The sequence below is a fragment of the Cellvibrio sp. 25HG11W-0 genome, assembly GCF_057815475.1.
Genome location: NZ_CM174230.1, coordinates 722,246 through 748,179 on the forward strand (window position 1 = coordinate 722,246; position 25,934 = coordinate 748,179).

The 25,934-nt window shown below is 48.8% G+C and carries 22 protein-coding genes; 13 read left to right on the plus strand and 9 right to left on the minus strand.

Annotated features, from left to right (window positions below; all coding sequences use genetic code 11):
* Positions 1 to 235: 235 nt before the first annotated feature.
* A complete protein-coding gene (locus AC0KUT_RS03170) occupies positions 236 to 2,182 on the minus strand; it encodes a hypothetical protein (RefSeq protein ID WP_488833440.1) in 1,947 nt (648 codons plus the stop codon).
* A 383-nt stretch (positions 2,183 to 2,565) separates the two neighbouring features.
* On the opposite strand from AC0KUT_RS03170, the gene AC0KUT_RS03175 reads away from it, so the two are divergent.
* Positions 2,566 to 3,759, plus strand: a complete 1,194-nt coding sequence (locus AC0KUT_RS03175; RefSeq protein WP_488833441.1) for a class I SAM-dependent rRNA methyltransferase — start codon at positions 2,566 to 2,568, stop codon at positions 3,757 to 3,759.
* 98 nt (positions 3,760 to 3,857) lie between these two features.
* On the opposite strand, the gene AC0KUT_RS03180 is transcribed toward AC0KUT_RS03175, so the two are convergent.
* Complete coding sequence (locus AC0KUT_RS03180; RefSeq protein WP_488833442.1) at positions 3,858 to 4,514, minus strand: histidinol-phosphatase; 657 nt, start codon at positions 4,512 to 4,514, stop codon at positions 3,858 to 3,860.
* A gap of 311 nt (positions 4,515 to 4,825) precedes the next feature.
* Between AC0KUT_RS03180 and AC0KUT_RS03185 the strand changes: the two genes are divergently transcribed.
* The 11 genes from AC0KUT_RS03185 to AC0KUT_RS03235 all read left to right on the plus strand — a co-directional run bounded on the left by AC0KUT_RS03185 (position 4,826) and on the right by AC0KUT_RS03235 (position 15,483).
* Entirely contained in the window at positions 4,826 to 5,356 is a 531-nt protein-coding gene (locus tag AC0KUT_RS03185; protein ID WP_488833444.1) for an RNA pyrophosphohydrolase, read from the plus strand.
* 34 nt (positions 5,357 to 5,390) lie between these two features.
* Complete coding sequence (gene ptsP, locus AC0KUT_RS03190) at positions 5,391 to 7,658, plus strand: phosphoenolpyruvate--protein phosphotransferase (RefSeq protein WP_488833445.1); 2,268 nt, start codon at positions 5,391 to 5,393, stop codon at positions 7,656 to 7,658.
* A gap of 91 nt (positions 7,659 to 7,749) precedes the next feature.
* Complete coding sequence (gene lgt / locus AC0KUT_RS03195; protein WP_488833446.1) at positions 7,750 to 8,589, plus strand: prolipoprotein diacylglyceryl transferase; 840 nt, start codon at positions 7,750 to 7,752, stop codon at positions 8,587 to 8,589.
* A 29-nt stretch (positions 8,590 to 8,618) separates the two neighbouring features.
* Positions 8,619 to 9,458 (plus strand): thymidylate synthase, encoded by an 840-nt coding sequence (locus AC0KUT_RS03200; RefSeq protein WP_488833447.1) that lies wholly within the window; start codon positions 8,619 to 8,621, stop codon positions 9,456 to 9,458.
* Between the two features lie 39 nt (positions 9,459 to 9,497).
* Positions 9,498 to 10,010 carry a dihydrofolate reductase gene (locus AC0KUT_RS03205; protein WP_488833448.1) on the plus strand — a complete coding sequence of 171 codons (513 nt, stop codon included), beginning with the start codon at positions 9,498 to 9,500 and terminating at the stop codon, positions 10,008 to 10,010.
* 287 nt (positions 10,011 to 10,297) lie between these two features.
* Positions 10,298 to 11,080 carry a DUF3450 domain-containing protein gene (locus tag AC0KUT_RS03210; protein ID WP_488833449.1) on the plus strand — a complete coding sequence of 261 codons (783 nt, stop codon included), beginning with the start codon at positions 10,298 to 10,300 and terminating at the stop codon, positions 11,078 to 11,080.
* Positions 11,077 to 12,459, plus strand: a complete 1,383-nt coding sequence (locus tag AC0KUT_RS03215) for a MotA/TolQ/ExbB proton channel family protein (RefSeq protein ID WP_488833450.1) — start codon at positions 11,077 to 11,079, stop codon at positions 12,457 to 12,459. The genes AC0KUT_RS03210 and AC0KUT_RS03215 overlap by 4 nt, the downstream gene beginning before the upstream one ends.
* A gap of 10 nt (positions 12,460 to 12,469) precedes the next feature.
* Positions 12,470 to 12,994, plus strand: coding sequence for a MotA/TolQ/ExbB proton channel family protein (locus tag AC0KUT_RS03220; RefSeq protein ID WP_488833451.1), 525 nt, complete (start codon positions 12,470 to 12,472; stop codon positions 12,992 to 12,994).
* Positions 12,995 to 13,045: 51 nt separating this feature from the next.
* The gene (locus AC0KUT_RS03225) at positions 13,046 to 13,450 is read left to right on the plus strand and encodes an ExbD/TolR family protein (RefSeq protein WP_488833452.1); all 405 of its coding nucleotides are present in this window, start codon (positions 13,046 to 13,048) and stop codon (positions 13,448 to 13,450) included.
* Between the two features lie 6 nt (positions 13,451 to 13,456).
* On the plus strand, positions 13,457 to 14,086 hold the full coding sequence (locus AC0KUT_RS03230) for an energy transducer TonB (protein ID WP_488833453.1): 630 nt from the start codon (positions 13,457 to 13,459) through the stop codon (positions 14,084 to 14,086).
* An 11-nt stretch (positions 14,087 to 14,097) separates the two neighbouring features.
* Positions 14,098 to 15,483, plus strand: coding sequence for a tetratricopeptide repeat protein (locus AC0KUT_RS03235; RefSeq protein WP_488833454.1), 1,386 nt, complete (start codon positions 14,098 to 14,100; stop codon positions 15,481 to 15,483).
* 614 nt (positions 15,484 to 16,097) lie between these two features.
* Here AC0KUT_RS03235 and ilvD read toward each other — a convergent pair.
* The 7 genes from ilvD to AC0KUT_RS03270 form a co-directional block, all read right to left on the minus strand.
* On the minus strand, positions 16,098 to 17,942 hold the full coding sequence (gene ilvD / locus AC0KUT_RS03240) for a dihydroxy-acid dehydratase (RefSeq protein WP_488833455.1): 1,845 nt from the start codon (positions 17,940 to 17,942) through the stop codon (positions 16,098 to 16,100).
* Between the two features lie 178 nt (positions 17,943 to 18,120).
* Positions 18,121 to 18,534 carry a VOC family protein gene (locus tag AC0KUT_RS03245; protein WP_488833456.1) on the minus strand — a complete coding sequence of 138 codons (414 nt, stop codon included), beginning with the start codon at positions 18,532 to 18,534 and terminating at the stop codon, positions 18,121 to 18,123.
* Complete coding sequence (gene argA / locus AC0KUT_RS03250; protein WP_488833457.1) at positions 18,531 to 19,853, minus strand: amino-acid N-acetyltransferase; 1,323 nt, start codon at positions 19,851 to 19,853, stop codon at positions 18,531 to 18,533. The genes AC0KUT_RS03245 and argA overlap by 4 nt, the downstream gene beginning before the upstream one ends.
* A gap of 160 nt (positions 19,854 to 20,013) precedes the next feature.
* Positions 20,014 to 21,171 (minus strand): acetylornithine deacetylase, encoded by a 1,158-nt coding sequence (gene argE / locus AC0KUT_RS03255; RefSeq protein WP_488833458.1) that lies wholly within the window; start codon positions 21,169 to 21,171, stop codon positions 20,014 to 20,016.
* Positions 21,172 to 21,249: 78 nt separating this feature from the next.
* Complete coding sequence (locus AC0KUT_RS03260; RefSeq protein WP_488833459.1) at positions 21,250 to 21,498, minus strand: hypothetical protein; 249 nt, start codon at positions 21,496 to 21,498, stop codon at positions 21,250 to 21,252.
* 118 nt (positions 21,499 to 21,616) lie between these two features.
* On the minus strand, positions 21,617 to 22,891 hold the full coding sequence (locus AC0KUT_RS03265) for an inorganic phosphate transporter (RefSeq protein ID WP_488833460.1): 1,275 nt from the start codon (positions 22,889 to 22,891) through the stop codon (positions 21,617 to 21,619).
* Between the two features lie 25 nt (positions 22,892 to 22,916).
* The gene (locus AC0KUT_RS03270) at positions 22,917 to 23,594 is read right to left on the minus strand and encodes a TIGR00153 family protein (RefSeq protein WP_488833461.1); all 678 of its coding nucleotides are present in this window, start codon (positions 23,592 to 23,594) and stop codon (positions 22,917 to 22,919) included.
* Between the two features lie 367 nt (positions 23,595 to 23,961).
* On the opposite strand from AC0KUT_RS03270, the gene tfpB reads away from it, so the two are divergent.
* A complete protein-coding gene (gene tfpB, locus AC0KUT_RS03275; RefSeq protein ID WP_488833462.1) occupies positions 23,962 to 25,731 on the plus strand; it encodes a type IV pilus assembly ATPase TfpB in 1,770 nt (589 codons plus the stop codon).
* Positions 25,732 to 25,934: the final 203 nt, after the last annotated feature.

Below are 25,934 nucleotides of genomic sequence, written 5' to 3' on the forward strand. Positions count from 1 at the left end.
TTGGGCGCTAGCGCTAGCGGCAAAAATAAAGAGAATGAGGACTGGTGCTATTTTCATGACAAATTCCTTATGTCGTTTTCTGTTGTGGGGGCTAGCTCTTCATGGCTGTGTTGCAGTGTATATTAGTTGCTGAGGCGAGGGTTGTGCGGGGGATTAATCGTTGAGTCGTTTAATGGTTATTGAAATAGACAACTCTAAAAGCCTCGGCAGGCGAGGCTTTTAGAGTTGTTGGTACTTAGTTAATCGTAATAGTTTGTGAGGTAAGGCGTGGCCCTAGTATCGTGGGTGTTGTTACAACAATATTGAACGATCCGGCTGGCCGCTCAGTGTCGCTAGTTGCCTTAATGGTAACGCCTATCCACTGACCATTGTCAGACGCAGGAAATGGTCCCTTGTAGCTTAGTCCGGCGGTAGCATTGCTGAGGTTGCCAGAATCTATAGCGATGGTGCTACCAGCTCCTATGCCGTGGCCATTAATGTCGGCAAGTAAAAATGAAGTGCTAGTTAAACTGGGTTTGAAGCCAAGGGGCAGGGACGTCGCCACGAAAGGAAATGAACCATTTCTAAGAAGTATATCTCGGCTGGTCATGATGAGATTCATGTCGCGGCGAATAGTGATTTGCTCTGTAGAGCAATTGCCTAAAGCTTTGTCGGCTGCAGAGCACAGTATACCGTTATAAATTCCGTTGCCTGCTGAGTAGGCGTTGTCAGGTACTTTTGGCGTGAAATCTATAAACTCTTCATCATTGTCGTGAATGTTGTTTTCATTTTTATCTAAATAAGCTTCGGATAGGTCATCACAAGGAATGGTGCCGGAGTTGGCTGGCGTTTCGCCAGATAGTGCCGGTACATTTGGCGCGCAATTGCCGCCGGCACTTTGATTGCGGAAAATGTCTTTATCTTTTTCGTAATAACCCGAGCCGTCGGCATCAATAAAGCTTTCATTGCCAATTGCCGTGGCGAGGACTTTTACGCGCCCTGCACGCTCAATAACGCAGGCAGAGAAATCATCAACCCAGCTTCCATCAGTCTTAACGCATAGTCTGCGATCTACACTTTCGTCGTTACTGTTGCGATTAGGTTTGGGGTTTTGGCTGATCCATTTTACGGTACATGCACCCTCTGCATTGGTTGTGCAGCTTGAGCCAATTGATCCACCTTCTGTGGTAAAGGCAATTGCGGTGTTAATTGGTGGGGGGGTGTTGAACGCATCCGCGAGCCGTACTGTCAGTATTGATTCAACACCTTGTATGTCCCAGCCGATAGGATGGGTATCTGTAGCGGCGAGCGACATACTGTCCTGATCGGGGATGCCAGTCGAAACAATCAACTGGCTTGAGGTTGTGGAAATGCCGGTATCTCGCGCTATAGCGGTCACTCGCACAGATGTGAGAATAGAGCCAGCTTGTACTGTAGTGTTGGCATATCCGTTTTTATCTGTTTTTGCTGTGGCGTTCGCTAGCTTAAGGCCTCCTGCTGAGGTGCTTAGCGTAAAATCGACATCTACCCCTTTGATTGGTGCTTTAGAGCTACCTACAACTTTAAAGCGTACAAGTGAGGTTTCGCCTCCCCCCGTGCCTTTTATGCTAATGAGTGTGGGGCTTGCGTCGATAAATGTTACTGATTGAACTGTATCGGGCTCTACTGTCAGTATCAGCTGTGCATTGACAATCTTGTCATCAATGGAGGCGCTGGCAGTGACTTGATCGCTGCCAACACAGCCATTGGCGGTGTATAAAATGGATGCTTCGCCATTGTCAGCGCTGACTTTATTGGTCATTGTTGTGCCGACGCTGAGAATAGCTTCACCTGCGGCAATACATGGGGAGTTGAAAGTTATCCCAATGGGTGTTGTCACCAATGTCTTTGAGTCGCTTACAACATTTATAGTGAGTATTGTCGTACCGCCGGCGGAGAGGGTTCCGCTGGTAATGTTAGTGGCGATTTCACCTTCAACAAAATTATCGCCATAACCCTTACCTAGCTTTTTAGGTGAAGTAGAGTCGACACTGCTGAAAGCGGCGGAGGTGTCAGCTGCTTTTGATGAAGCTGCTAGTGAGCTTGCTATAGCCGCAACAGAGGAACTTGGGGGATTAAGAAGCGATGTGTCCGCTCCGCCGCAGGCGGTGATCATTACGCTGATTAATGACGCACCTAATAGCTGTGTAATTTGAGTTTTCATGGTTTCTTCCTAAGTTACCTTTCTGCCCCTGCTGGGATGCGTGCACTGGGGATCTAAAACTGACTTTATGTTCGAATATCAATGATATAAACGGGATAAAGAAGCCTTGCTAAGGCATTGACCTTATTAGAACTTATCGCCACAGCTTACGTTAGCGTATATCCGCCCAATGATAAAGTGCCTATTGGACAAAAAAGCAACTAGTTTGAGGGTAACCTTACATATTTGTGCGGTGGCTGGCAACTTGCCTGTAGGTATACTGCAGAAGATGAGCTAATTTGCTGGCTGGTTTTGAGTGGGCGCGCACATCTATTTCGCTGCGATGTGTTGCTAGCCGTTATAATCGCCATCTTCTATTTATTCACTTCTGGTTGGATTTCAGCATGTCTTTGCCTGTACTCGTTTTAAAGTCACAAGCCGATCGCCGTTTAAAGCTCGGTCACCTTTGGATTTTCAGCAATGAAGTCGATACCGACAAGTCTCCTCTGAAGATGTTTTCTATGGGGCAGCAGGCTTTGGTGACGACTCAGGCGGGCAAGCCTTTGGGGATCGCCTTAATGAATCCTAATGGATTGATCTGTGGGCGTGTAATTAACCGCGACGAAAGTCATCCGCTCACTAAATCATTATTGGTGCATCGCATTAAGCAGTCTTTAGCGTTGCGGGAGTTGACCTTTACTGAGCCTTATTATCGTTTGGTCTACGGCGATGCGGATTTATTGCCTGGCTTGGTGGTGGATCGATTTGGTGATTATTTGGTTGTGCAAATTGCTGGCGCCGGCATGGAGCTGGTCAAAGATGAGATCGTTGAGGCTTTGGTGCAAGTCATCAAGCCCCGCGGAGTATTGCTTGCCAATGAGCACAGTTCGCGCGTATTGGAGGGTTTACCTGAGTATACGCAAGTGGCTTATGGTGAGGTGCCTGAATCAGTTGAGTTAATTGAAAACGGTGCGCGTTTTCTTGCGCCAGTGCAAAGCGGCCAGAAAACCGGTTGGTTTTATGATCACCGCATCAATCGTGCGCAGTTGCAGCAATATGTGAAAGGAAAGCGCGTACTGGATGTGTTTTCTTATATAGGCGGTTGGGGTGTCGAGGCGGCCGTGGCGGGTGCGCGCGAAGTTATTTGTCTTGATGCATCGGAGTCGGCGTTGGCGGGTGTGGCGATAAATGCTGAATTAAATGGCGTAGCAGATCGCGTGCAAACCCTGCATGGCAAGGCGATTGATGCGTTGAAACAGTTGATTGCAGCTGATGAACGTTTTGATGTGGTGGTGCTGGATCCGCCTGCATTTATTAAAAAGCGAAAAGACCAAAAGGCGGGCGAAGCTGCTTATCGCCACATAAATGAGCTGGGTATGCGCTTGCTCGGACGCGATGGCATTTTGGTGTCGGCGTCTTGCTCTATGCATTTAGGTAAAGATACCTTGGTGGAAATAGTGCGTGCGGCGGGGCGTCACTTAGATCGCCATGTGCAAATTATTGGTCAGGGTGGTCAGGGGCCGGATCATCCAGTGCATCCAGCTATTCCAGAAACAGATTATCTCAAGGCCGTATTTGCGCGAGTTTATTTGCCCTAGGCAAATTGTATTTTGAGGCAGAAAAGAAAAACTGCTTGTGAGTTCCGCCCTATAAAAGCACTCAATTTTTGCGTGCTTTTATAGGCTTGTCGTATTTATTAATCACGCAGGCTGATAACGCTCCAGTTACGTTCGCGTGCAATAGCCTCTAGGCGCGCATCAGGGTCTACTGCTATTGGATTCTCTACGCCTTCTAGCAGCGGTAAATCATTGATGGAGTCGCTGTAAAAATACGCACCTGCTAAGGTTTGCTTGTTGGTTGCGAGCCATTCCTGCAATCGAGTTACCTTGCCGGCCTGAAAGCAGGGCGTCCCCACAAAATCACCTGAAAATTGCCCATCAATAATCTCAGGATCGGTTGCCAATAAATCGTCGACGCCCAAAAGTTGCCCGATCGGTCGAGTTACGAAACCATTGGTGGCGGTAATAATCAGTAAAAAATGACCTTGTGCGCGGTGATGTGCGAGCAAGGCTGCCGCTTTGGGTAGCAGCATAGGGTTAATGTAAGTTGCCATGAACTCGCGGTGTAGTTGCTCAAGTGTTTCCATGGGGTACTGAGTTAATGGTGCTAGTGAGAATTTGAGATAGGCGCGAATATCAAGTGTGCCCTCTTTGTAGGCCTCGTAGAATTGATCGTTGGCATGGCGATAGAGTTCCGCATTGACCAGTTTTTTAGCGACGAGAAATTCGCCCCAGCTATGGTCGCTATCACCTGCGATGAGGGTGTTGTCGAGATCAAAAATTGCCAGAGTCACAGTTTACCTTCTTGGTATTGATGTTCGGATTCGGGGAGTTCAGTGGCGCTAGGATACCCATTGCCTTGCTGCGGCTCAATGCGTAAGCACGAATAGGGTTTTTCGGTAGCGTTTGAGGCTTGGCGTAACATCTGCGTGAAACATAGTTATCTCTAGGGTTGCGGCTTTGGGGAAGCCTGATATAGTGCGGAAAAGACGGTTTTGTGGATGGTCACTTTTTGGCTTGATTCACGGCGTTTGCGCTGCTGAGACTCCCGCAGTCGATACCCAATTGTATGGCCCGCTATTGGCCCTTATATGGAATATTCCCCGTGATAGACTCCGATGGATTTCGCCCTAATGTGGGCATTATTTTAACGAATGATGAGGGGCAATTGCTCTGGGCGCGCCGTGTTGGCGGTCAAGATGCGTGGCAGTTCCCCCAGGGTGGCATCAACTCGCATGAGAGTCCTGAGCAGGCACTTTATCGCGAGTTGCATGAAGAAGTGGGCTTGCGTCCAGCTGATGTGGAAATTCTCGCCTGCACGCGCGGTTGGCTGCGTTACCGCCTGCCGCAGCGGTTGCTGCGTCACAATTCTGTTCCACTCTGCGTTGGACAAAAGCAAAAATGGTTTTTGTTACGTATGCTCAGTGAAGATAGAAAAGTGTGCCTGAATAATGGTGGCCGCGCTGAATTTGATAATTGGCGCTGGGTTAGTTATTGGTACCCGCTGGGCAAGGTAGTGTCTTTTAAGCGCGATGTTTATAGGCGCGCACTTAAAGAACTCTCGCTTGCCCATGCACAATTAGAGGATGCAGAGAGTCATTCACTGGGTTATTACGAACAGGGTCTGCGCGGTTGAACCTTTATAACGCTCACATAACTAGTAGACCCAGATGCTGAATTCACTTAGAAATATAGTTCAGGAAGTTAACGCTGCGCGGGACATGAAAACCGCACTGGCGATTATTGTGACACGTGTAAAGCAGGTCATGAAAACCCAGGTGTGTTCGGTGTACCTGCGCGATGCCAGCGGTTCCTATGTACTGATGGCGACTGACGGTTTGAATCAGGATGCGGTAGGTGTAGTGCGTCTTGCTGCGGGTGAAGGTCTTGTTGGGCGTGTTGTGGTGCGCGAAGAGCCAGTCAATCTTGAGCATGCAGAGGCTCATCCAAGCTATCAATATTTCCCTGAGACTGGCGAAGAGCGCTATAGGTCTTTTCTCGGCGTCCCTATCATTCACCATCGCAAGGTGTTGGGTGTGTTGGTGGTGCAGCAGGCTCTACAGCGCCGCTTTGATGAGGGCGAAGAGGCATTTCTTGTAACGATGTCTGCTCAGCTTGCGGGTGTTATCGCCCATGCGGAGGCTACTGGGGTCGTAGTTCCCTTGGGCGAAAAGGCGAACCAAGCGAAGTTTATCGGTGTGATAGGCGCGCCCGGCATTGCTTTGGGGGAGGCTGTGGTCATTGCGCCGGCGGCAGATTTACGCTCGGTACCCTATCAGACCTGCAAAGATGTAGATGCTGAAATTGCATTTTTTCAACGTTGTTTAATGTCTGTGCGTGAGGATATTAAGGCGCTGGGAGAGCAGCTTAAGGAGCGTATAAATCGCGAGGAGCAGGCGCTGTTCGACGCCTATTTGGCAATGTTGGACGATGCGTCACTCGGCGGCGAAGTAATAGAGCGTATTCGCAAAGGGGCTAATGCGCCCTCGGCGTGGAGCGAGGTCATTATTGCCCACGAAGATATCTTTAATAGCATGAATGACCCTTACTTGCGCGAGCGGGCGACAGACCTGCGTGATTTAGGGCGGCGTGTGTTGGCTTACTTGCAGGAGTCCAACCAAAAAACCCGCGTGTATCCCGATAAAACAATTCTTATTGGCGAAGAGTTAACGGCCTCAATGCTGGGTGAAGTGCCTAAGGAAAAGTTGGCGGGTCTCGTGTCTGTCTTTGGTTCGAGCAATTCCCACGTGGCTATTTTAGCCCGCGCTATGGATATACCCACGGTAATGGGCGCGGTTGATCTACCGTTTAAGCAGCTAAGTGGTCGCGCCATTATTGTCGATGGATACAAGGGTACGGTTTACTCGGACCCAAGCAAACCCTTGCGCGCGCAATACAAGGCCATCTTTTTAGAGGAGCAAGAGCTGGTAAAAGGGCTTGAAGCGCTCAAGCATCTGCCTTGTCAGACCCTCGATAAATATCGCGTCCCTTTACATGTGAATACTGGGCTTATGGTGGATGTGCTGCGTTCCTTAGAGCGCGGTGCAGAAGGTGTTGGCCTCTATCGCACAGAAGTGCCCTTCTTGTTGCGTGATCGCTTCCCCAGTGAGGAGGAGCAGCGTCAAATCTACCGCGAGCAGCTGGAAGCTTTTGCGCCTCATCCCGTCACCATGCGTACTTTGGATATTGGTGGAGATAAAGCGCTACCTTACTTTCCTATTGCAGAGGACAACCCCTTTTTGGGGTGGCGCGGTATTCGTGTAACCCTCGATCACCCCGAGATTTTTCTGTCGCAGATCCGCGCCATGATTAAGGCCAGTGAGGGTTTGGATAACCTGCGTATACTGCTGCCAATGATCACTAATATGCAGGAAGTCGATGCGTCTAAGGCGCTGATTCGTCGCGTGTATAAAGAACTGTTAGAAGAAGGTCATAAGGTGCGAATGCCGTCCATTGGTGCCATGATCGAGGTGCCTGCAGCGGTCTATTTGGCGCCAGAGCTGTCGCGTAGTGTGGATTTTCTGTCGGTAGGGAGTAATGATCTCACGCAATACTTACTGGCTGTCGATCGCAATAATGCGCAAGTGGCTGACCTATATCAGGCCTATCACCCAGCGGTGCTGCGCGCTCTACAATACATTGTTTATGCGGCCCACGATGCAGGGGTCAGTGTAAGTATTTGCGGGGAGCTGGCGGGTGACCCTGGCGCTGCGATTTTGTTGATGGCTATGGGGTTTGATATGTTATCGATGAATGCCACCAACCTGCCCAAGGTGAAGTCAGTGATTCGCGGTATAACACTAACCTATGCTAAGCAGCTGCTTTCTGATGTTATGCGCATGTCTAATGGTGAAGAGATTCGACAAAGAGTAGAGCGTGAATTGCGCGATGCAGGGCTTACGCGTTTAATTCGCCCTGCCACATCCGATGAAAATTAATAATACTTGACGTAAGTAAGTCATATGCCTGTGCCATAATACACGCCACTTTAAGGCTGTAAGGCTTTTGTTTACTTAAGGTTTCCTGCTTATGTTGCAATACCCCGACTTAAATCCAATAGCGCTTTCCTTGGGGCCGCTAACCCTCGGTGACACAGTGCTAGGGCCGTTCAATGTCCATTGGTATGGTGTTATGTATCTCTGTGCCTTTGTCAGTGCTTGGCTTATTGCTATGTATCGAGCCAAGGCGCCGAATGCAGCAGTGAATACCGCTCAAGTGGAAAACCTCATAACCTACGGTGCTTTCGGGGTCATATTGGGTGGGCGTTTCGGATATGTCATGTTTTATAATTTTGATTACTGGATGCGCGACCCGCTCTGGTTGTTTCGTATTTGGGAAGGCGGTATGTCTTTTCATGGCGGTTTACTTGGCGTCATAGTGGCGATGATCATTTACGCTAATCGCATACATAAGCCATTTATCTCCGTCATGGATTTCGTTGCGCCTGCAGTGCCGCTTGGCTTGGGTTTTGGGCGCTTGGGGAATTTTATTGGGCAGGAGCTTTGGGGGCGTGTGAGTGATGTGCCTTGGGCAATGAATTTCCCCAAGGCAATGGATGCAGCTGGAATCGCACGCCACCCTAGTCAGCTATATCAGGCTTTTTTCGAGGGGTTGATTTTATTTCTCATTGTCTTTTGGTTTTCTCGCAGTCCTCGCCCGCGTGGCGCCGTGTCGGGTGTATTTCTGATTTTTTACGCAATTTTCCGTTTCGGGGTTGAATTTGTACGCGAGCCGGATCAGGGCATAGGCTTTGATTTACTGGGGTGGATGACTCGCGGTCAACTTCTTTGCGTGCCCATGTTTGCATTGGGTGTGGGCTTATTGGCCTACTCTTATTTATTGATTGCGCCAAAAAAAGCGAAGGTCTAGAAGGCTTATAAACACAGATAAGGCTATGCATGAAACAATATCTTGAATTGATGCGCGACGTGGTTGAAAACGGCGTGGTGCGCGGTGATCGCACCGGCACCGGCACACGCTCGGTATTTGGGCGCCAGTTGCGTTTTGATCTAAATGAAGGCTTTCCACTCGTTACGACGAAGGCGGTGCATCTCAAAAGCGTTATAGTGGAGTTGCTATGGTTTTTGCAGGGGCGCACTGATGTTGCGTGGCTGCAAGAAAGAGGCTGTAAAATTTGGAATGAGTGGGCAAGCGCCGAAGGTGATCTGGGACCTGTGTACGGCAAGCAGTGGCGCAGCTGGGCATGTCCTGATGGCTCCACGATTGATCAGATTGAACAAGTGATCCAACAAATTAAAATCAATCCCTATTCGCGACGCCTGCTGGTCAGTGCCTGGAATCCAGCAGACTTGCCTGATGAGCGCCTAAGTCCTCAAGCAAATGTAGCTGAGGGGCGGATGGCTTTGGCTGCATGCCATACACTGTTCCAATTTTATGTGGCAGAGGGTAAGTTGTCTTGTCAGCTATATCAACGCAGCGCAGATTTATTTCTAGGTGTGCCGTTTAATATCGCGAGCTATGCGCTCTTAACGCATATGGTTGCGCAGCAATGTGGCCTTGATGTTGGTGAGTTCGTGCATACCTTCGGTGACTGTCATCTATATAACAATCATGTTGTTCCAGATATAGTTTACGAACAATTAACACGAACACCGAAAAAATTGCCTAGACTTAGCATGCGGCGCAAGCCTGCATCGATCTTCGAGTATGAGTTGGATGATTTTGAGTTTGAAGGTTACGAGCCTTATCCGCGCATAACGGCACCTATAGCTGTTTAGGCATAACACTAAAACCTTAGGATAAGGCGAGCTTACTGCATGAAATTAGCAATTATTGTGGCTGTTGCCAATAACGGTGTTATTGGCGTCAACAATAGGCTGCCCTGGCATCTTCCGCAGGACCTCAAATACTTTAAAGTCCAAACACTAGGCAAACCCATTATTATGGGTCGCAAGACCTACGAGTCCATTGGTCGGCCTCTTCCTGGGCGCACTAATATAGTCGTTACACGTAGTGCTGATTGGGTGGCGCCAGAAGGTGTTTTGGTTGCGCATGAGTTCGGTGAGGCTCAAAAACTTGCGGAAAATGTGTTGATTAGCTTGGTTAATCAAGCAGATGAGGCTATGGTTATCGGCGGATCGGAATTATATGCGGCGGCATTGCCTTGTGCTGATCGTGTATATTTAACGGCTATTAATGCTGATATTGATGGCGATGCATTCTTTCCTGAGCTTGATCCCAATGTTTGGTGTCTCTCGGCCGAAAAAGGTGGCGATCATGACGCGCAATATGCGCATAGGTTCTTAACTTACGAGCGCATTATTCGCTAGGTGGGTGTGAAAAACTAAATGTTCTTATGCGAATAAGGCTTTTGGGGTTAAAAGAGAAAAATTTATTTTTGTGTTACCGGTGCACTTATTAAGTACATTTTTATGTTACCGGTGTGATACCTAAATACACACGTAAAAGGCTTATGGATAAAACATTGAAACTAAGCCGTGGCGCTTATTACAATGCCGCCGTTCTTAGCCGCCTCTTTAGAGGCTACGTGGATAACGCGTCTGTGGCAGCTTGCTGTCGCAAACTCACTTGATTGAACACCCGAGTTGGGGGAAATATGAAAAAGCAGCGATTGAAGGCCGTGGCTCTGTCCACCGTGCTGTCTGCCGGCGCGCTAATGGGTAGCGTAGCTATGGCAGATCAAACCTTGGATGCAGTACTCAAGGTAGGTCAAGCCAAAACCACTTTGGCGCAAGACTCTCAAAAACGTATTGATAGATTGGCTCAGGAAACTGACGATCTGACCCAAAGTTTTAAAGCACAAAATAAATTGATCGAAGACCTGCGTGTTTTCAACGCTCAAATGGAGAAGCAAGTTGCCAAGCAATTGGAAGTTGTGACCGATTTGGAGCAGTCAATTGAGAAGGTCACCGTTATTGAGCGTCAAATTCAACCGTTGATTTTCCGCATGCTTGATGGTTTGGAGCAATTTGTATCTCTTGATAAACCGTTCCAATTGGAAGAGCGTCAAGGGCGTATAGAAATGTTGCGCGCCAATCAGGATCGCGCTGATATTTCTGTATCAGAAAAATTCCGCCAAGTGCTCGAAGCATACAAAATTGAGTCAGCTTACGGTGGCACTCTAGAAGCTTATAAAAGCACCTTACCAATTGATGGTGCTGATCGCGAAGTGAGTATTCTGCGTGTAGGCCGTATTTCATTGATGTACCAAACATCTGATGCTAAATCTTGCGGTTATTGGGATGTAGCACAGAGTCAATGGGTTGCTTTAGATAGTTCTTACAATAGCCGTATTCTCAAAGGCTTAAAAATTGCCCGCGATCAAGCGACTAAGGATATCTTGCTCCTGAATGTTCAAGCGCCGGAGGTAGCACAATGAAAATGAAGTTTGTTAAAAGCTGCCTGATGATTGCTACTGCTGGGCTCTTGAGCGCTAGTTTTGCAATGGCACAGTCTGAAAAAGCTCAAACCTTGGATCAATTGTTGTCCATGGTTAAAAAATCTCAAATCAGCGAATCTGCTGAGCATAAGCAACGTGAAGCTGAATTCGCCCGCGATAAGGCCAACCAAGCTAACCTGTTGGCGCAGGCCAAGGCTACCCGCCAGGCAGAAGAAAATCGTTCACAAGCGCTTGAGAAAAAATATGCGGATCAACAAGTGTTGGTTGCGCAAAAAAGAGCTCAGTTAAATGAGCGCTTAGGTTCTATGCGCGAATTGTTTGGTCATTTGACTTCAACTGCTGGTGATTTACGCGCAACCTTAGAGACCTCTTTGGTTAGTGCACAATTTCCTGGGCGCGGTGACTTCCTTGACGGTTTGATTGAGAAAATGAATGGCAGTACTAAATTGCCTGATATTGAAGAAATCGAGCGTCTTTGGTATGAAGTACAGCGTGAAATGGTTGAAACTGGCCGCGTAGTTAAATTTACTGGATCTGTTGCTAAAGCGAGTGGTGAGTCTAGCGATCAAGAAGTTGTTCGTGTCGGTTCATATAACCTACTTTCTAATGGTAACTACTTGTCATTTGACGGTAGAAAAATGGAAGAGTTACCGCGTCAACCTGGCTCAGATTTGCTTGCTGCAGCTACGGCTCTACAAAATGCTACTTCAGGCATGGTTGAAGTAGGTATAGATCCTACTGGCCCACAAGGTGGTCAATTGCTGGGTGCTTTGGTGCAAGAGCCTGACATGCTTGAACGCCTGAACCAAGGCGGAAAAGTTGGGTACGTTATTGTTGGTGTAGGTATTTTCGGTATTTTGTTGGGCTTCTGGCGCATATTAGTATTGTTCGCAATGAGCGGCAAAGTTAGTGCACAGCTTAAGTCTGAAAAAGCAAATACTAACAACCCATTAGGTCGCGTATTGAAAGTTGCTGAAGAAAATTCTGCAGTTGATACCGAGACCTTAGAGCTGAAGTTGGAAGAGGCTGTATTGAAAGAGCGTCCTTCAATTGAAAGTGGTCTATCCATTCTGAAAATTATCGCTGCAGTAGCTCCTCTATTGGGTTTGCTAGGTACCGTTACCGGTATGATTGCAACCTTCCAAGCGATTACTATTTTCGGTGCTGGCGACCCTAAAAATATGGCTGGTGGTATTTCTTCAGCTTTGGTTACTACAGTGCAAGGGCTCTTGGTGGCAATTCCTGTTGTGTTAATGCACACCTTGGTAAATGGTCGCGCAAAAGCGGTAACTCACGTTCTTGAAGAGCAAAGCACCGGTATAATCGCTGCAAATGCTGAGCGCAATTCGCGTAAGTAGGAGATAAGACATGGCTTTAACGGACGCTTTTGCTGCCCTTGGAGCCTTTATGGACCAAGGTGGCTTCCTAATGTACGGAATAGCCGCTATTACCCTGTGTATGTGGGTGCTTATATTTGAGCGCATCATGTATTTTAAGGGTGGTCTTAGGGGCGATGTGCAGCTATCACTCTCAGAGTGGGAGTCGCGCAAAGAGCGTAAGTCTTGGAATGCTCACCAAATTCGTTCGGGAATGGTTTCCCGTATGAACGAGAAAATTAACGCCAATATGGACATGATCACTACATTGGTCGCTATATGTCCATTAATGGGTTTGCTAGGTACTGTTACTGGGATGATCGAGGTGTTCCAAGTTCTCGCAACATCTGGTGGTGGTGATGCAAAATCTATGGCGGGTGGCGTATCTAAGGCTACGATTCCTACTATGGCGGGTATGGTTGCGGCTATTTCTGGTGTTTTTGCGAATACCTATCTCTCAAGAATAGCAGAAGACGAAAAATCTTTGTTTGCAGACCATTTAACAATGGATCACTAAGTGATCCATTGTTAGTCGCCATAAATTTAACCTGTACAGAAGAGATGTCTCATGAGCAGGAAAAATGTTAAACCCCAGGAAGAGGCTCAAGCAATCGACTTAACGCCCATGTTGGACGTTGTGTTTATTATGTTGATCTTCTTCATTGTTACTGCGACTTTCATCAAAGAGACCGGTAAAGAAGTTGTTAGGCCAGATGCCACTACAGGTGATCCTAAGCCCAATGCGAGCATTTTGATTGCAGTTGGTGCCGACAATGAAATCTGGATCGACAAGAAAAGAATTGATCCGCGCGCTATCCGTCCTGCGATTGAGCGTATGCGTTTGGATAACCCAAAGGGTGATGTTTCAATTCAAGCCGATACAGAGTCAGATATTAAGTTTGTAGTGGATGTTGCTAATGCTGCACGCGAAGCTGGCATTACCGATGTTACCGTATCTACCTCAAAGAAATAGGCAGCTATGAACCCTATAAAAGTAATACTAGCGGGTGTCTTGGGGGTCATTACGACTCTCGGGCTCCTGTTTCTAATGAACAGTTTGGTTAACAACGATCTGGGTGAGGCCGACCAAAAAGATTCGGTTAAAATCCCCGATATACGTATGCCGAATACGAAAATTGAAACCCGGTATGAAGAAGCTAAGCCGGATAAACCGGAAGAGCCTGAAGCGCCTCCACCAGATTTGCCGGAGCCTGACTTTGAGGCTCCTGAAATTGCTAATGATGGCCTAAATATGAAGGCTCCTTTAGCAAAGGCTGATCTGAATATGAATGGTGGATCTTTGGCATTTAGTGAAGGTGAGTATCTTCCTATTGTAAAGGTTCCTCCAGAGTATCCGAGCAGTGCTTTGTCGCGTGGAATCGAAGGTTTTTGTACTGTTGAATATACAGTGACTGAAACAGGTACTACACGAGATCCGGTGCCCATTGAAAGTGAATGTACAACGAAAGAAGGTAAGACAACATCGGTGTTCAATCGTGCTTCTGTTAAGGCTGCTTTAAAGTTTAAATACAAGCCTAAAGTCGTCGATGGTAAGCCAGTTGAAGTCTCTGGCGTTAAAAATAAGTTTACCTACGTAATGCAAAAGTAAGGAGTAATGAAATGAGACAAGTATTTCCTGCCGTTTCAGTTGCTCTTAATAAGACATTAGTTGCTGCTGTTCTTGCTGTTTCTCCGATATTAATTGGGCAGGCAGTTGTGAGTATCGCGCCTGAGCAGAGTTTTTTTAGTGTTGGTTTGGCGCAGGCTCAGGTCAAGGCGAATAACAAGCACAAAGATGAACAGCGAAAGTTTCCTAATGTAACTGAATCATTTGGTAAGAAAATTCAGGAAGCTGCTGCTTTTTTACAGCCGCCAGAAGAAAGTAAGCAAAAGCCAGACCCCAGAAAAGCAATGGAGGTTTTGGCAGCGCTGGAGCTGAATAAAGCTAAATATAACGCCTATGAAATGGTGCTGTTGTATCAATACTATGGTTATTCTTATTTAGCTCAGGAAAACTACAAGAAGGCGATTGAGTATTTCAACCGCGTATTGGGGCAAACACCTAACCTTCCCGTAGCTACCGAAGCGCAAACACTTTACACCATGGGTCAGCTCTATTCGGCAGAAGATAATCCCAAGAAGGCATTGGAGACTCTATTGCGTTGGACTCAATATGTTGATGAACTGAAACCTGATCAGTCTTATTTATTCGCATCACTTTATTATCAGCTCGAAGATAATAGAAATGCTTTGGCGAATATAAATGAAGCAATCAAGAACCAGGAGTCAGACGGTAAAATTCCGAGTGAGTCTTGGTACATCCTACAGCGTGGACTTTATTTCGATAAAGAAGACTATAAGAATGGTCTTATCCCACTTGAAAAACTCATGAAGTATTATCCTAAAACAGTTTATTGGAAAAATGCCTCTCAAGTTTATCGTGTGATGAATCGTGATAAGGATTCTTTGTACGCGTTGGAAACTTGTTATCTTCAAGGTGGATTGACTACCGAGAAAGATCTGCTCACTTTATCGTACTTCTACTTGGACGCTGAAACGCCATTTAAGGCTACTAAGGTTCTTAAACAGGGTATTTATAAAGATAAGATTATCGAGCCTACTGCAAAAAATCTTAAGCTTTTAGCTGATGCATTGCGTTTATCGCAAGATGCTAAAGAATCTTTGGTTGAGTATGAGAAAGCTGCAGAGAAATCCCAAGATGGTGAGCTGATTATTGGCTTGGCGGGTGCCTATTTGGCAAACGATAAGTTTAAAGAGGCTAGCAAGTGGGGTCGAGTTGCTTTAAATAAAGGTAAGGTTAAGCGCGAAGATCAAGCTAATTTTATTATTGCTCAGTCTGAATTCGAACTTAAAAACTTTGATGAAGCCATTAAATTCTTCAAGGCTGCGGGTAAAGATAAGCGAAGCACCAAAACTGCTGGTCAGTGGGTGGCTTTTGCTGAGCGCGAAAAAGCTAAGTACGCATTAGCTAAAACAGATGAGTAAGATTATTCTTTGCCTTGTGGTTTAAGGTTTGATAATAGTGATAATGCCAGTCAGTTAATATTGACTGGCATTTTTTTTATCAATTGCTTGATCGGGAGTAGGAGTAGGTTTGTTTTGGTTTATGTATTTATGGGAAAGGGGCGTGGGCGCCACATAGCTTTTTAATGGGTTTAATGGACGCCAAACAACTATTTTGGTAGAACGAAGAAGGGGGATGGAGGATTGCGGTTTAAACGTTTTTAATTTCTTTAGTGGCTTTATATGTCGAGCATAATAATTGAGTGAAAATAAAAAAGGAGCGTCGCATCCTGCTAGCCCCTAGCGTCCCACATGGGTAAGCGATCATCCTAACCGCATTGGCTTCCTGCCCAATCCCTACTTGCTTCCGTTTTACCAACTCATCCTGAGTATTTCTCCCTTCAACCTAAATTTCCTATAACGGCTGACGTCCTTGTGTTTGTTATTCTACCAGCGCCTACTTTAAGTTAAAGACGTCAAACTCTGAATGTGGTGTAGGAAATTGACTATAGCAAGGCGCTAAAAAACGGAAAGATGTGAGCGAGGAACGCTAAACCTAGAATTCTTAGATTGATTCTAGGTTTGGCGTTATGGTTTTAATCCAGTTTGGATAAGTCTCTCACAGCACCTTTATCGGCACTGGTTGCAAGCATAGCGTAGGCTTTTAGAGATGCAGAAATTTTGCGTGGACGAACTTCGGTGGGTTTCCAGGCAAGTGCACCCTTGGCATTTTCTGCAGCTCGACGAGTGTCTAATTCCTCATCGCTTAACAGGACATTAATGCTGCGTTGGGGGATATCAATATGAATGATATCGCCAGTACGAACGAGGCCTATCGCACCGCCAGCAGCAGCCTCAGGTGATACGTGACCAATAGACAAGCCTGAGGTGCCACCGGAAAAACGTCCATCCGTTAGTAGTGCGCAGGCTTTGCCTAAGCCCTTGGATTTTAAATAGCTTGTAGGGTAGAGCATTTCCTGCATGCCGGGGCCGCCTTTGGGGCCTTCGTAGCGAATTACGACCACATCGCCCTCTTTTACTTTGCCATCAAGAATATCGGCAACGGCTTTGTCTTGGCTTTCTACCACATAGGCCTTGCCCTCAAATACCCAGCAGCTTTCGTCTACACCTGAGGTTTTTACCACGCAGCCATCGATAGCGATATTGCCTTTGAGAACCGCCAACCCGCCTTCTTTGCTGTAAGCGTGCTTAACTGAGCGAATACAGCCGTCAGTGCGATCGCCATCCAATGTTGGCCAGCGGGTAGATTGGCTGAACGCAACTTGGGTGGGGATACCAGCGGGGCCAGCTTTGTAGAAGGTCGCTACTGCCTCAGAGCCGGTACTTATAATGTCCCACTTATCCAGAGCTTCCTGGAAGGTTTTACTGTGCACTGTAGGCAGCTTGTTATGGAACAAACCGCCGCGATTCAGCTCTGCCAAAATACTCATAACGCCACCAGCGCGATGCACATCTTCCATATGGTACTTGGGCGTATTGGGCGCAACCTTACAGAGTTGTGGGATTTTACGGCTCATGCGATCAACGTCAAACATGGTGAAGGGGACATCGCCCTCCTGCGCGGCAGCGAGTAAATGCAAAATGGTATTGGTCGAGCCGCCCATGGCGATGTCTAGTGCCATGGCATTTTCAAAGGCATCAAAGCAGGCGATAGAGCGTGGCAAAACGCTGTAGTCATCTTGTTCGTAGTGACGTTTGGTGATTTCAACGATGCGACGGCCAGCTTCAAGAAAGAGTTGTTCGCGGTCGGAGTGAGTCGCCAAGAGTGAGCCGTTGCCCGGCAGCGACAAGCCCAGTGCTTCGGTCAAGCAGTTCATGGAGTTAGCGGTGAACATGCCTGAGCAAGAGCCGCAAGTGGGGCATGCTGAGCGCTCATACTCAGCGACTGTTTCGTCGCTGGCGTTGTCGTCTACCGCAATTACCATGGCATCTACTAGGTCGAGCTTATGCTCAGAGAGTTTGGTTTTCCCCGCTTCCATGGGGCCGCCAGAAACGAAAATCACGGGGACGTTAAGGCGCATCGCAGCCATCAACATTCCAGGGGTGATTTTGTCGCAGTTGGATATACACACAATCGCATCAGCACAGTGAGCGTTCACCATATACTCGACCGAGTCGGCGATGATGTCGCGAGAAGGCAAGCTGTAGAGCATGCCGTCGTGACCCATGGCGATACCGTCATCTACCGCGATGGTGTTGAATTCTTTGGCGACGCCGCCGACCCTTTCAATTTCGCGCGCGACCAGTTGGCCCAGATCTTTGAGGTGGACATGGCCGGGCACGAATTGGGTGAAGGAGTTGGCAATCGCGATGATGGGCTTATCGAAGTCACCATCTTTCATGCCAGTGGCGCGCCAAAGTGCGCGGGCGCCCGCCATATTGCGGCCGGCGGTGGTGGTTTTAGAGCGATAAACAGGCATAGGTCAGACCTCTTGACGCCACTGGGCTGGGCCCAGAGGCATGGAATCAATGAAATTTTAAGGGGATTAGAATAACAGAAAAGCGCCTATTACGGCGATGAACACGCAGTGGTGTTTGAGGATATTCGGGCAGTTCGACAATTTTGGACTGGCTCGCCGCCCTCAATGTGTAGACGTTTTATTGAAGAGAGTGCAGACCTATCATATTGCCTTCGGTGTCGTAACCGAGGGCGATAAAGCCGTATTCGCCGATGGGAAATTTATTTTTTTCAATGCGCCCGCCGAACTGGGCGATGCGCGCTGCTTCGACTGCGCAATCGGCACAGCTGAAGTAAATAATGACGCTATTGCGACCAGGAGAAAAGCCGGGCATACATACCAGTGCGCCAGAAGCCCCCGATTTAGCCATGTCCATAGGAAAGGCCTGCATATCAATGTCGAGGGAGTTGAGTTTTTCTAGTTTGCAGGAAAATACGCCTTCATAAAAAGCTTTGGCACGATTCATATCATCGACATAAATTTCAAACCAGCCTACAGGATTGTGGCCCATGCTCGAGGTGCTTTCGCTTGTGGTTGTCACTTGCTCACTCATGCCAGCTCCTTCATAAATATTTTTGAATTGCGTTGAAAATTATAAAGCTCTTGTCTGGCGATGGGCAGGTCTTCTATTTTCCCTTGCACAAAACCTTGCTCTACAAACCAATGGGCGGTTTGTGTAGTGAGTAAAAAAAGCTGGCGAATTTTGCGTTTGCGCGCTTGCGCTTCCATCTGTTGCAGGAGCACGGCAGCGCGGCCGCCTTTGCGATAATCGGGGTGAGTGGCAACGCAGGAAAGCTCTGCCATATCACCGTAGGGGTAGAGTGCCGCACAGGCGATGATGGTGCCTTCTTTTTCCATCACATGAAACTTAGTAATTTCAGTTTCTAATACTTCCCGTGAGCGACGCACTAAAATTCCCTGTTGTTCGAGCGGTTCAATCAACTCAATTATTCCGCCGACATCGTCGATGCTGGCAACACGGAGCTGTTCATATTGCCCCGAGTAAATCATGGTGCCGAGCCCATCGCGAGTGAATAGCTCGGTTAGCAGGGCGCCATCGGTGCTATAGCTGACCAGCTGCGCGCGCGGTACACCTTGCAGGCAGGTGAGGTAGCAGGCGTTGACAACTTGCTGCAGTTCTTGCGTTAAATCTTCGCCGCGATGGCTGAGTAAATCCTTACATTCCTGCAGGGATAACTGACGAATTAATTGGCCTTCTGTGTCCGTAATACCCGCGCCTTCCACAAAGGCGATGAGCTTGTCTGCTTTGAGCGCGCTGGCCGCGTGGGTGGCTACATCGCTAAATGACAAATTAAATACTTCGCCAGTGGGGGAGTAGCCCATGGATGAGAGCAGAACTATGGCACCTGAATCCAGCGCAGTTTGGAGTGCGCGGGTATTAATTCTACGCACCTTACCGGTATGTTGAAGATCAACGCCGTCGAGTACGCCGTGGGGCATGGCGACAGTGAAGTTGCCGCTAATGACCTGCATGTCTGCACCGTGCATGGGGGAATTGGGTAGTCCCGTTGAGAGTGCGGCTTCCACTGCAGTACGTGCTTCGCCAATTGCTTGAATTACGAGGCTTAGGCTTTCTTCATCGGTGATGCGCAAATTGTTATGGAAGCGGCTGAAGGTGTCGGCGAGTTCGAGCCGCGCATCGATTTGCGAGCGCGCGCCGTGAACCAACACTAAACGTACCCCGAGGCTAGAAAGCAACGCTATATCGTGAATGATGTTGTAAAAGTTCGCGTGGCTAATGGCTTCGCCCGGCAGCATCATCACAAAGGTTTTACCTCTGTGTTTGTTGATGTAGGGTGACGAGTGGCGAAACCACTTTACATACTCAGGTGTGTCTTGGTTGGAGGTCATAGTGAATCTCGCTAATATTTTTTATTCAGGCGCGCGTTCTGTTTTTGTACGGATTGCTTTTAGTGTTAAACAAACAGTTACTGGCGCTGGCCTAGTATCCAAAACAGGTGTTGTACATGTTTATCAATAGCGAACATGGCCCTGTTAAAAATTTGTGACTTTAGGTTAAGCAATAACGCTCTATCAGGCCGCGTAAAATTTTAACGGCCGGTTCAATTTGGTCGAGGGGAATAAATTCATCGGGCTGATGGGCCTGATTAATAGAGCCTGGGCCGAGCACGAGGGTTTGCATGCCCAATTGTTGCATAAAGGGCGCCTCAGTGGCGAAGGCGACGCTCTCGGCGCGCTGGCCAGTCAGTTGTTCGCAGGCTTTCACTAACTCACTATTTTCATCTTCACCAAATGGCGCTACGCCTTCAAATAGTGAGGAGAATACTATATCGGTACCGCTAGTTTCGGCGATAGGGGTTAGCCGCTGTTGAATGGCTGCGCGCACCGCGTCGTTATCCATGCCGGGCAATAGGCGTAAGTCAAAATGTAATTCGCACTCGGCACAAATGCGATTGGCACCATCGCCACCGTGAATGCAGCCGAGGTTGAGGGTAGGCGATTGCACCGCAAAACCGGGGTTGCGATAGTTCAGTTGCAATTCCCCGCGCAGCTTGATGAGCTCGCTCATCACTTGGTTCATTGCTTCGAGTGCGTTGTTGCCGAGAGAGGGGTCGGATGAGTGGCCGCTTTTGCCGCGCACGCGAATTGCTTCCATCATAATGCCCTTGTGCATGTGAATCGGCACCAATTCGGTAGGTTCACCGATCACGGCATAGCGGGGGCTGGCACCGCCTAAGCCATTTTTTGCCAATGCACGCGCGCCATTCATACTGCTCTCTTCATCGGCGGTGGCGAGTACGATTAAAGGATGCTTAAACTCTGCGTGAAGGTAGGGTTGCACTGCCGCCAATATAACGGGGAAAAATCCTTTCATATCAGTGGCGCCCAAGCCGAACAACTTGCCGTCTTTTTCTGTGAGCGTAAAGGGATCGCTGCTCCAGCTGTCGGCATCATAGGGCACTGTATCGCTGTGACCTGCGAGGACTAAACCACCGTCGCCGCTGCCAAGGGTGGCGATAAGGTTGGCTTTGCCTTCCTGTTCTAGGTGCAGGATTTGGGTTTTAAATCCCGACTCGCCAAACCAATTGGCCAGCAGCTCTATGACGTTAATGTTCGACATGTCCCAGTCTGCTACAGCACAACTCACCGACGGCGAGGCCACCAATTGTGCGAGTTGGTCGCGATAGAGTTTGGGTTGATAGGCCATAGGAGTTCCTTTTTGCATAAAGCTAATGAGGGCCGCGCCAAATGCAGCGCGGCACGCTGTTTTTGAAGGTTCTGTATCTCAGAGTGTAATAAATTTTGGCGCCGCCATTGCCGCGAGTGATGCGGCGCTCAACCCTAAGTTGGATTCGATAAAAAAGGGAAGTATGCAAAGCGCAATGCCCGCCCAAAATACGACTTTGTGCTTTTGTTTGCGACCATAAATCATATAGCCGACCCCAATAGAGCTAAAGACGAGGCCGATTAACAGTGAGTTGGCGTCCATTTTCTGTCTGTGTGCACCTTGGTTAGATGTAGTGTGATACATCATAGCGCGCTTCGGCGAAGAGCACGACCTTGGTGCTTTAATCTGTATCTTGCTCACTATGTGCAGCGCAAAAAAAAGCCCAGATCATCGTGATGATCTGGGCTTTTTTGAGAAGAGTCACTTAGCCGAACACGCCCTTAAAGAAAAAGAAGAACAGAATCGATAAGCCAGCACCGGCAGGGAGAGTGATAATCCAAGAGGCGAAGATACTGCCGATTACGCTCAAATTCAGGGCGCCAATACCACGCGCTAAGCCTACCCCTAATACTGCACCCACTAAGGTGTGCGTAGTAGAAACAGGCAAGCCAATGCCTGAGGCAATAACTACGGTAGCCGCCGCCGCCATTTCTGCCGCAAAGCCACGGCTAGGTGTCAGTTCGGTAATCTTTTTACCAATAGTTACCATTACTTTATAGCCATAGGTGGCGAGGCCAACCACTATACCGGCGCCGCCGAGTAACAAAATCCAGGGTTCTACGGCTGATTGTGCCGTAACCGCGCCGGACTTGATCACGCCAATAACCGCCGCCATTGGTCCCACCGCGTTGGCAACGTCATTCGAGCCGTGGGCGAAGGCCATGGCACAGGCGGTAAACACCATTAATACTGCAAAGACGCGCTCCACAGAGGAGAAACGATTGCCTTTATCGGCGACCTTGTCTTGGCTGATGCGGCTGAGTAAATACATGCCTACTCCCGCCACTACCACACCTACAGCAGTCGCAATTATCATGGCTTCCCCAAAGTTGAAGCTGATACCGTGTTCCTTAAGGACGAATTTTAAGCCTTTGAGGATGGTTACCATGGCGAGGAAAAAGCCCACCGCAAACATATAAAAGGGGATGTAGCGCTTGGCGTTGCTGAAGGGGTCTTCGGTATTCAGGATTAGGTGTTGGACTGAGCGGAAGATCCAAAAGGAGATGAAACCTGCGATGAGCGGTGAGGTAACCCAGCTAGCAACTATGGTCCAAACCATGCTCCAGTGTACCGCATCAGCGGAAATGCCCACTGCAGCGAAGCCGATAATGGCACCGACGATGGAGTGGGTGGTGGATACGGGCCAGCCGAGTATGCTGGCGATGAGTAGCCAGGTGCCTGCCGCTAGGAGTGAGGCGAGCATACCGTAGACAAATAAATCGGGCCGGTCGGCCATTACCGCTGGGTCTACTATGCCGCTGCGAATGGTTTCTGTGACCTGGCCGCCAGCAAGGTAGGCGCCTAAAAATTCGAACACCATAGCGACTATAATCGCCTGTTTCATGGTCAGTGCGCGTGAGCCCACTGAGGTGCCCATGGCGTTGGCCACATCATTGGCACCAATACCCCAAGCCATAAACAGGCCAAAAACACAGGCCATAATAAACAGCACGTGGCCGTATTCAGCAAATAAAGTCATTTTCTATACCCCAGATTTTCAGTAATTATTGTGCGAGCAAGAGTTGCAAGCGGCCACCGACGTCGTGGGCACGGTTCGCCAAATCACCAATCCAGTCAATAATGTTGTAAAGAAACATCACGTCTACGGGGGGCAATTGTGCCTCCAACGCAAACAGTGAGGTGCGTACGCCAATTTCCAGTTGGTCAGCTTTCTCTTCTAGCTCATCCAGTTCTTGAATCATGTTCTCCACCACGGTCAACTCGCGTCCGCTAAAGCCAGTTTCCAACAGCTCGTCGAGTTCGTTAATGGCGGTGAGAGCCTGCTCTGCGGCGGCAACACTGGCGCGCACAAAGCCGAGCATCTGCTCTTTCATACTCGCGGGGATGGTCATTTTGCGACCCATCATGATGCCCGCAATATCTTTAGCGCGATTGGGAATGCGGTCCTGCATCGTGAGCAGTTCGAGCAAGTCGGTGCGCGGTACCGGTAGGAATAAGCTTTTGGGCAAGTGCAGGCGCAGTTGCTTTTTAATCTCATCGGCTTCGTGCTCATACTGCACAACTTGTTTATGGATCAGGTGTGCTTTCTCCCAGTCGTTGTCGGTGACTGCATCAAAAAAGCTGACCAGTTCGGTGGCGGCTTTTACTGCCGCAGCCATATGTTCTTGCATGGGCTTTATAGGTGAACGGCCGAACAGATTGGATAGGTTTGCAAAAGGCATAGGAGCCCCTCCGATTAAAAGTGTGCGCAGTATAAAAACTAATGTCGCTCAGGTCACGCAGCTTTATTACATTTTTATGACGGCTTTATAGTGCAATTTAGATGTCTTTTTGCTAGGAATAAGCACCGAAAAAGCAGAAGCTAGAGCTTAAGTTGCTGAAATTAAACGTTTTAAGCTTAGCAGTTGTCCCTTGTTCTGGTCTGAATTAAGGGAATCCTCGGCCAATAGGCAGATTCTTTAGCAGAGAGCCGCTACAATTCTGCGACGAGATTGCTGAGCGAGTCATTGTGTTTGCCGCCGTAAGGTATGTTTAGCCGCACTGAATCAATACAAGATCAACACCTAACTACATAATAGGAATTAAAGAATGGCGCAGATTTTGGACCGAGTGTTGGATTTACGCGGCTTAATCAGCGATTTGGTCGCCGATGGCCGCTTAACCCAGGGCGACGCCAATGTCATGCTCGGTGCTTCGCGCAGCCGCGAACAAGCCATCATGCACCCGCTTAGTTACATTGCCACGCAAAGCCTCGACGACATCAAGCGCCCCGGTAAAACCCTGGACGCCGATGTGCTCACCGAGTGGCTGGCAAACAAAGCGCGCCTGCCGCTGTTTCACATAGACCCCATGAAAATTGATGTTGCCAAAGCCACCGAGGTGATGAGTTACGCCTTCGCCAAGCGCCACGGCATACTCTGTGTGCAAGTTAATGCCGACTATGTGGTCATCGCCTGCACCCAGCCGTTTATGGAAGGTTGGGAGCCGCAAGTAGAGCAGGTGGCGCGGCGCAAAGTGAAGCGCGTTATCGCCAACCCCGCCGACATCGAGCGTTTCATGGTGGAGTTTTACACCTTGGCGCGCTCGGTATCCGGTGCCAGCGGTGCTTCAGCCGCATCGGCAGTGACTAACTTTGAGCAGCTGGTAGAACTGGGTAAATCCACCGACCCAGATGCCAACGATCAACACATCGTTAAGATTGTCGATTGGCTTTTGCAATACGCCTACGACCAGCGCGCCAGCGATATCCACATTGAGCCGCGCCGAGAAGTGGGGCGTATTCGCTTCCGCATCGACGGTGTTCTGCACTATGTGTACGAGTTGCCCGCCAATGTTGCTACCGCTGTTACCAGTCGGTTTAAGGTCTTGGCGCGCATGGATATTGCGGAAAAGCGCAAGCCGCAAGATGGTCGTATAAAAACTCGTCGCAGCGATGGCAGCGAAGTTGAGTTGCGAATGTCGACCCTGCCCACCGCCTTTGGTGAAAAGCTGGTGATGCGGATTTTCGACCCCGAAGTATTGCTGCGCAGCTTCACTGACTTGGGCTTGGTGGGCGACGACTTCACCCGCTGGCGCGCCATGCTTGACCGTCCCAATGGCATTGTCTTGGTCACGGGCCCGACTGGCTCGGGTAAAACCACCACGCTTTATTCTTCGCTGCGCCAAATCGCCACCTCTGAAGTGAATGTCAGCACCATCGAAGACCCCATAGAAATGGTGGAAGAGGCTTTTAACCAAACCCAAGTGCATCACAAAATTGGGCTCGATTTTGCGGCGGGTATTCGCAGCCTTATGCGGCAAGATCCCGATGTCATCATGGTGGGCGAGATCCGCGATTTGGAAACCGCACAAATGGCGGTGCAGGCGGCGCTCACCGGTCACTTGGTGTTATCCACCGTGCACACCAATGACGCTCCCTCCACCGTTGCGCGTTTGCTCGATTTGGGTATTCCCTCCTACCTAATTAACGCCACGCTACTCGGCGTTATGGCGCAGCGTTTGGTGCGCACGCTCTGCCCGCACTGTAAAGAAGAAGGGCAGATTAGCGCCGATGACTGGCAGCAATTGGTCGCGCCGTGGAAAGTCACGGTGCCCGCCAAGGTTTATCGCCCCGTTGGTTGCCTTGAGTGTCGCAACACCGGCTACCTTGGGCGCCAGGGTTTGTACGAGATTCTGATGGTCTCTGAAACCCTAAAAGAGAAGGTCACCAGTGATTGCAATCTGTTAGAGATGCGCCGTCAAGCAATGAAAGAAGGTATGCGCACGCTGCGCTTATCAGGCGCACAAAAAGTCGCGGCAGGTTTGACGACATTGGAAGAGGTACTGCGCGTGGCGCCGCCGCCGGAGAAGGTGGGTTAGCGCCGCCTAGTATTTATGCCTAGGAATGTCTCGGTGCTAGAAGTTCTTTAACTATTTAGCGATAGGGGCTAAGTGTCCAGTATTTTAGATCACTATTTTTGAGTTCATTTAGGTAATCGTAGCTTGCACTATCGTGTGTTGTCGCCGTGAAGGTAGCCGACTAGACTCCTTCGCTCTCATCTCTCTACCTTTTATAAAAGGAC

Coding starts and splice junctions, on each gene's coding strand:
- AC0KUT_RS03200 (WP_488833447.1), top strand. CDS start 8,619: ATGAAACAATATCTTGAATTGATGCGCGACGTGGTTGAAAACGGCGTG.
- AC0KUT_RS03245 (WP_488833456.1), bottom strand. CDS start 18,534: ATGAGTGAGCAAGTGACAACCACAAGCGAAAGCACCTCGAGCATGGGC.
- AC0KUT_RS03230 (WP_488833453.1), top strand. CDS start 13,457: ATGAACCCTATAAAAGTAATACTAGCGGGTGTCTTGGGGGTCATTACG.
- ptsP (WP_488833445.1), top strand. CDS start 5,391: ATGCTGAATTCACTTAGAAATATAGTTCAGGAAGTTAACGCTGCGCGG.
- argE (WP_488833458.1), bottom strand. CDS start 21,171: ATGGCCTATCAACCCAAACTCTATCGCGACCAACTCGCACAATTGGTG.
- AC0KUT_RS03220 (WP_488833451.1), top strand. CDS start 12,470: ATGGCTTTAACGGACGCTTTTGCTGCCCTTGGAGCCTTTATGGACCAA.
- AC0KUT_RS03170 (WP_488833440.1), bottom strand. CDS start 2,182: ATGAAAACTCAAATTACACAGCTATTAGGTGCGTCATTAATCAGCGTA.
- AC0KUT_RS03210 (WP_488833449.1), top strand. CDS start 10,298: ATGAAAAAGCAGCGATTGAAGGCCGTGGCTCTGTCCACCGTGCTGTCT.
- AC0KUT_RS03265 (WP_488833460.1), bottom strand. CDS start 22,891: ATGACTTTATTTGCTGAATACGGCCACGTGCTGTTTATTATGGCCTGT.
- AC0KUT_RS03215 (WP_488833450.1), top strand. CDS start 11,077: ATGAAAATGAAGTTTGTTAAAAGCTGCCTGATGATTGCTACTGCTGGG.
- AC0KUT_RS03270 (WP_488833461.1), bottom strand. CDS start 23,594: ATGCCTTTTGCAAACCTATCCAATCTGTTCGGCCGTTCACCTATAAAG.
- AC0KUT_RS03225 (WP_488833452.1), top strand. CDS start 13,046: ATGAGCAGGAAAAATGTTAAACCCCAGGAAGAGGCTCAAGCAATCGAC.
- AC0KUT_RS03260 (WP_488833459.1), bottom strand. CDS start 21,498: ATGATGTATCACACTACATCTAACCAAGGTGCACACAGACAGAAAATG.
- ilvD (WP_488833455.1), bottom strand. CDS start 17,942: ATGCCTGTTTATCGCTCTAAAACCACCACCGCCGGCCGCAATATGGCG.
- lgt (WP_488833446.1), top strand. CDS start 7,750: ATGTTGCAATACCCCGACTTAAATCCAATAGCGCTTTCCTTGGGGCCG.
- AC0KUT_RS03175 (WP_488833441.1), top strand. CDS start 2,566: ATGTCTTTGCCTGTACTCGTTTTAAAGTCACAAGCCGATCGCCGTTTA.
- tfpB (WP_488833462.1), top strand. CDS start 23,962: ATGGCGCAGATTTTGGACCGAGTGTTGGATTTACGCGGCTTAATCAGC.
- AC0KUT_RS03235 (WP_488833454.1), top strand. CDS start 14,098: ATGAGACAAGTATTTCCTGCCGTTTCAGTTGCTCTTAATAAGACATTA.
- AC0KUT_RS03205 (WP_488833448.1), top strand. CDS start 9,498: ATGAAATTAGCAATTATTGTGGCTGTTGCCAATAACGGTGTTATTGGC.
- argA (WP_488833457.1), bottom strand. CDS start 19,853: ATGACCTCCAACCAAGACACACCTGAGTATGTAAAGTGGTTTCGCCAC.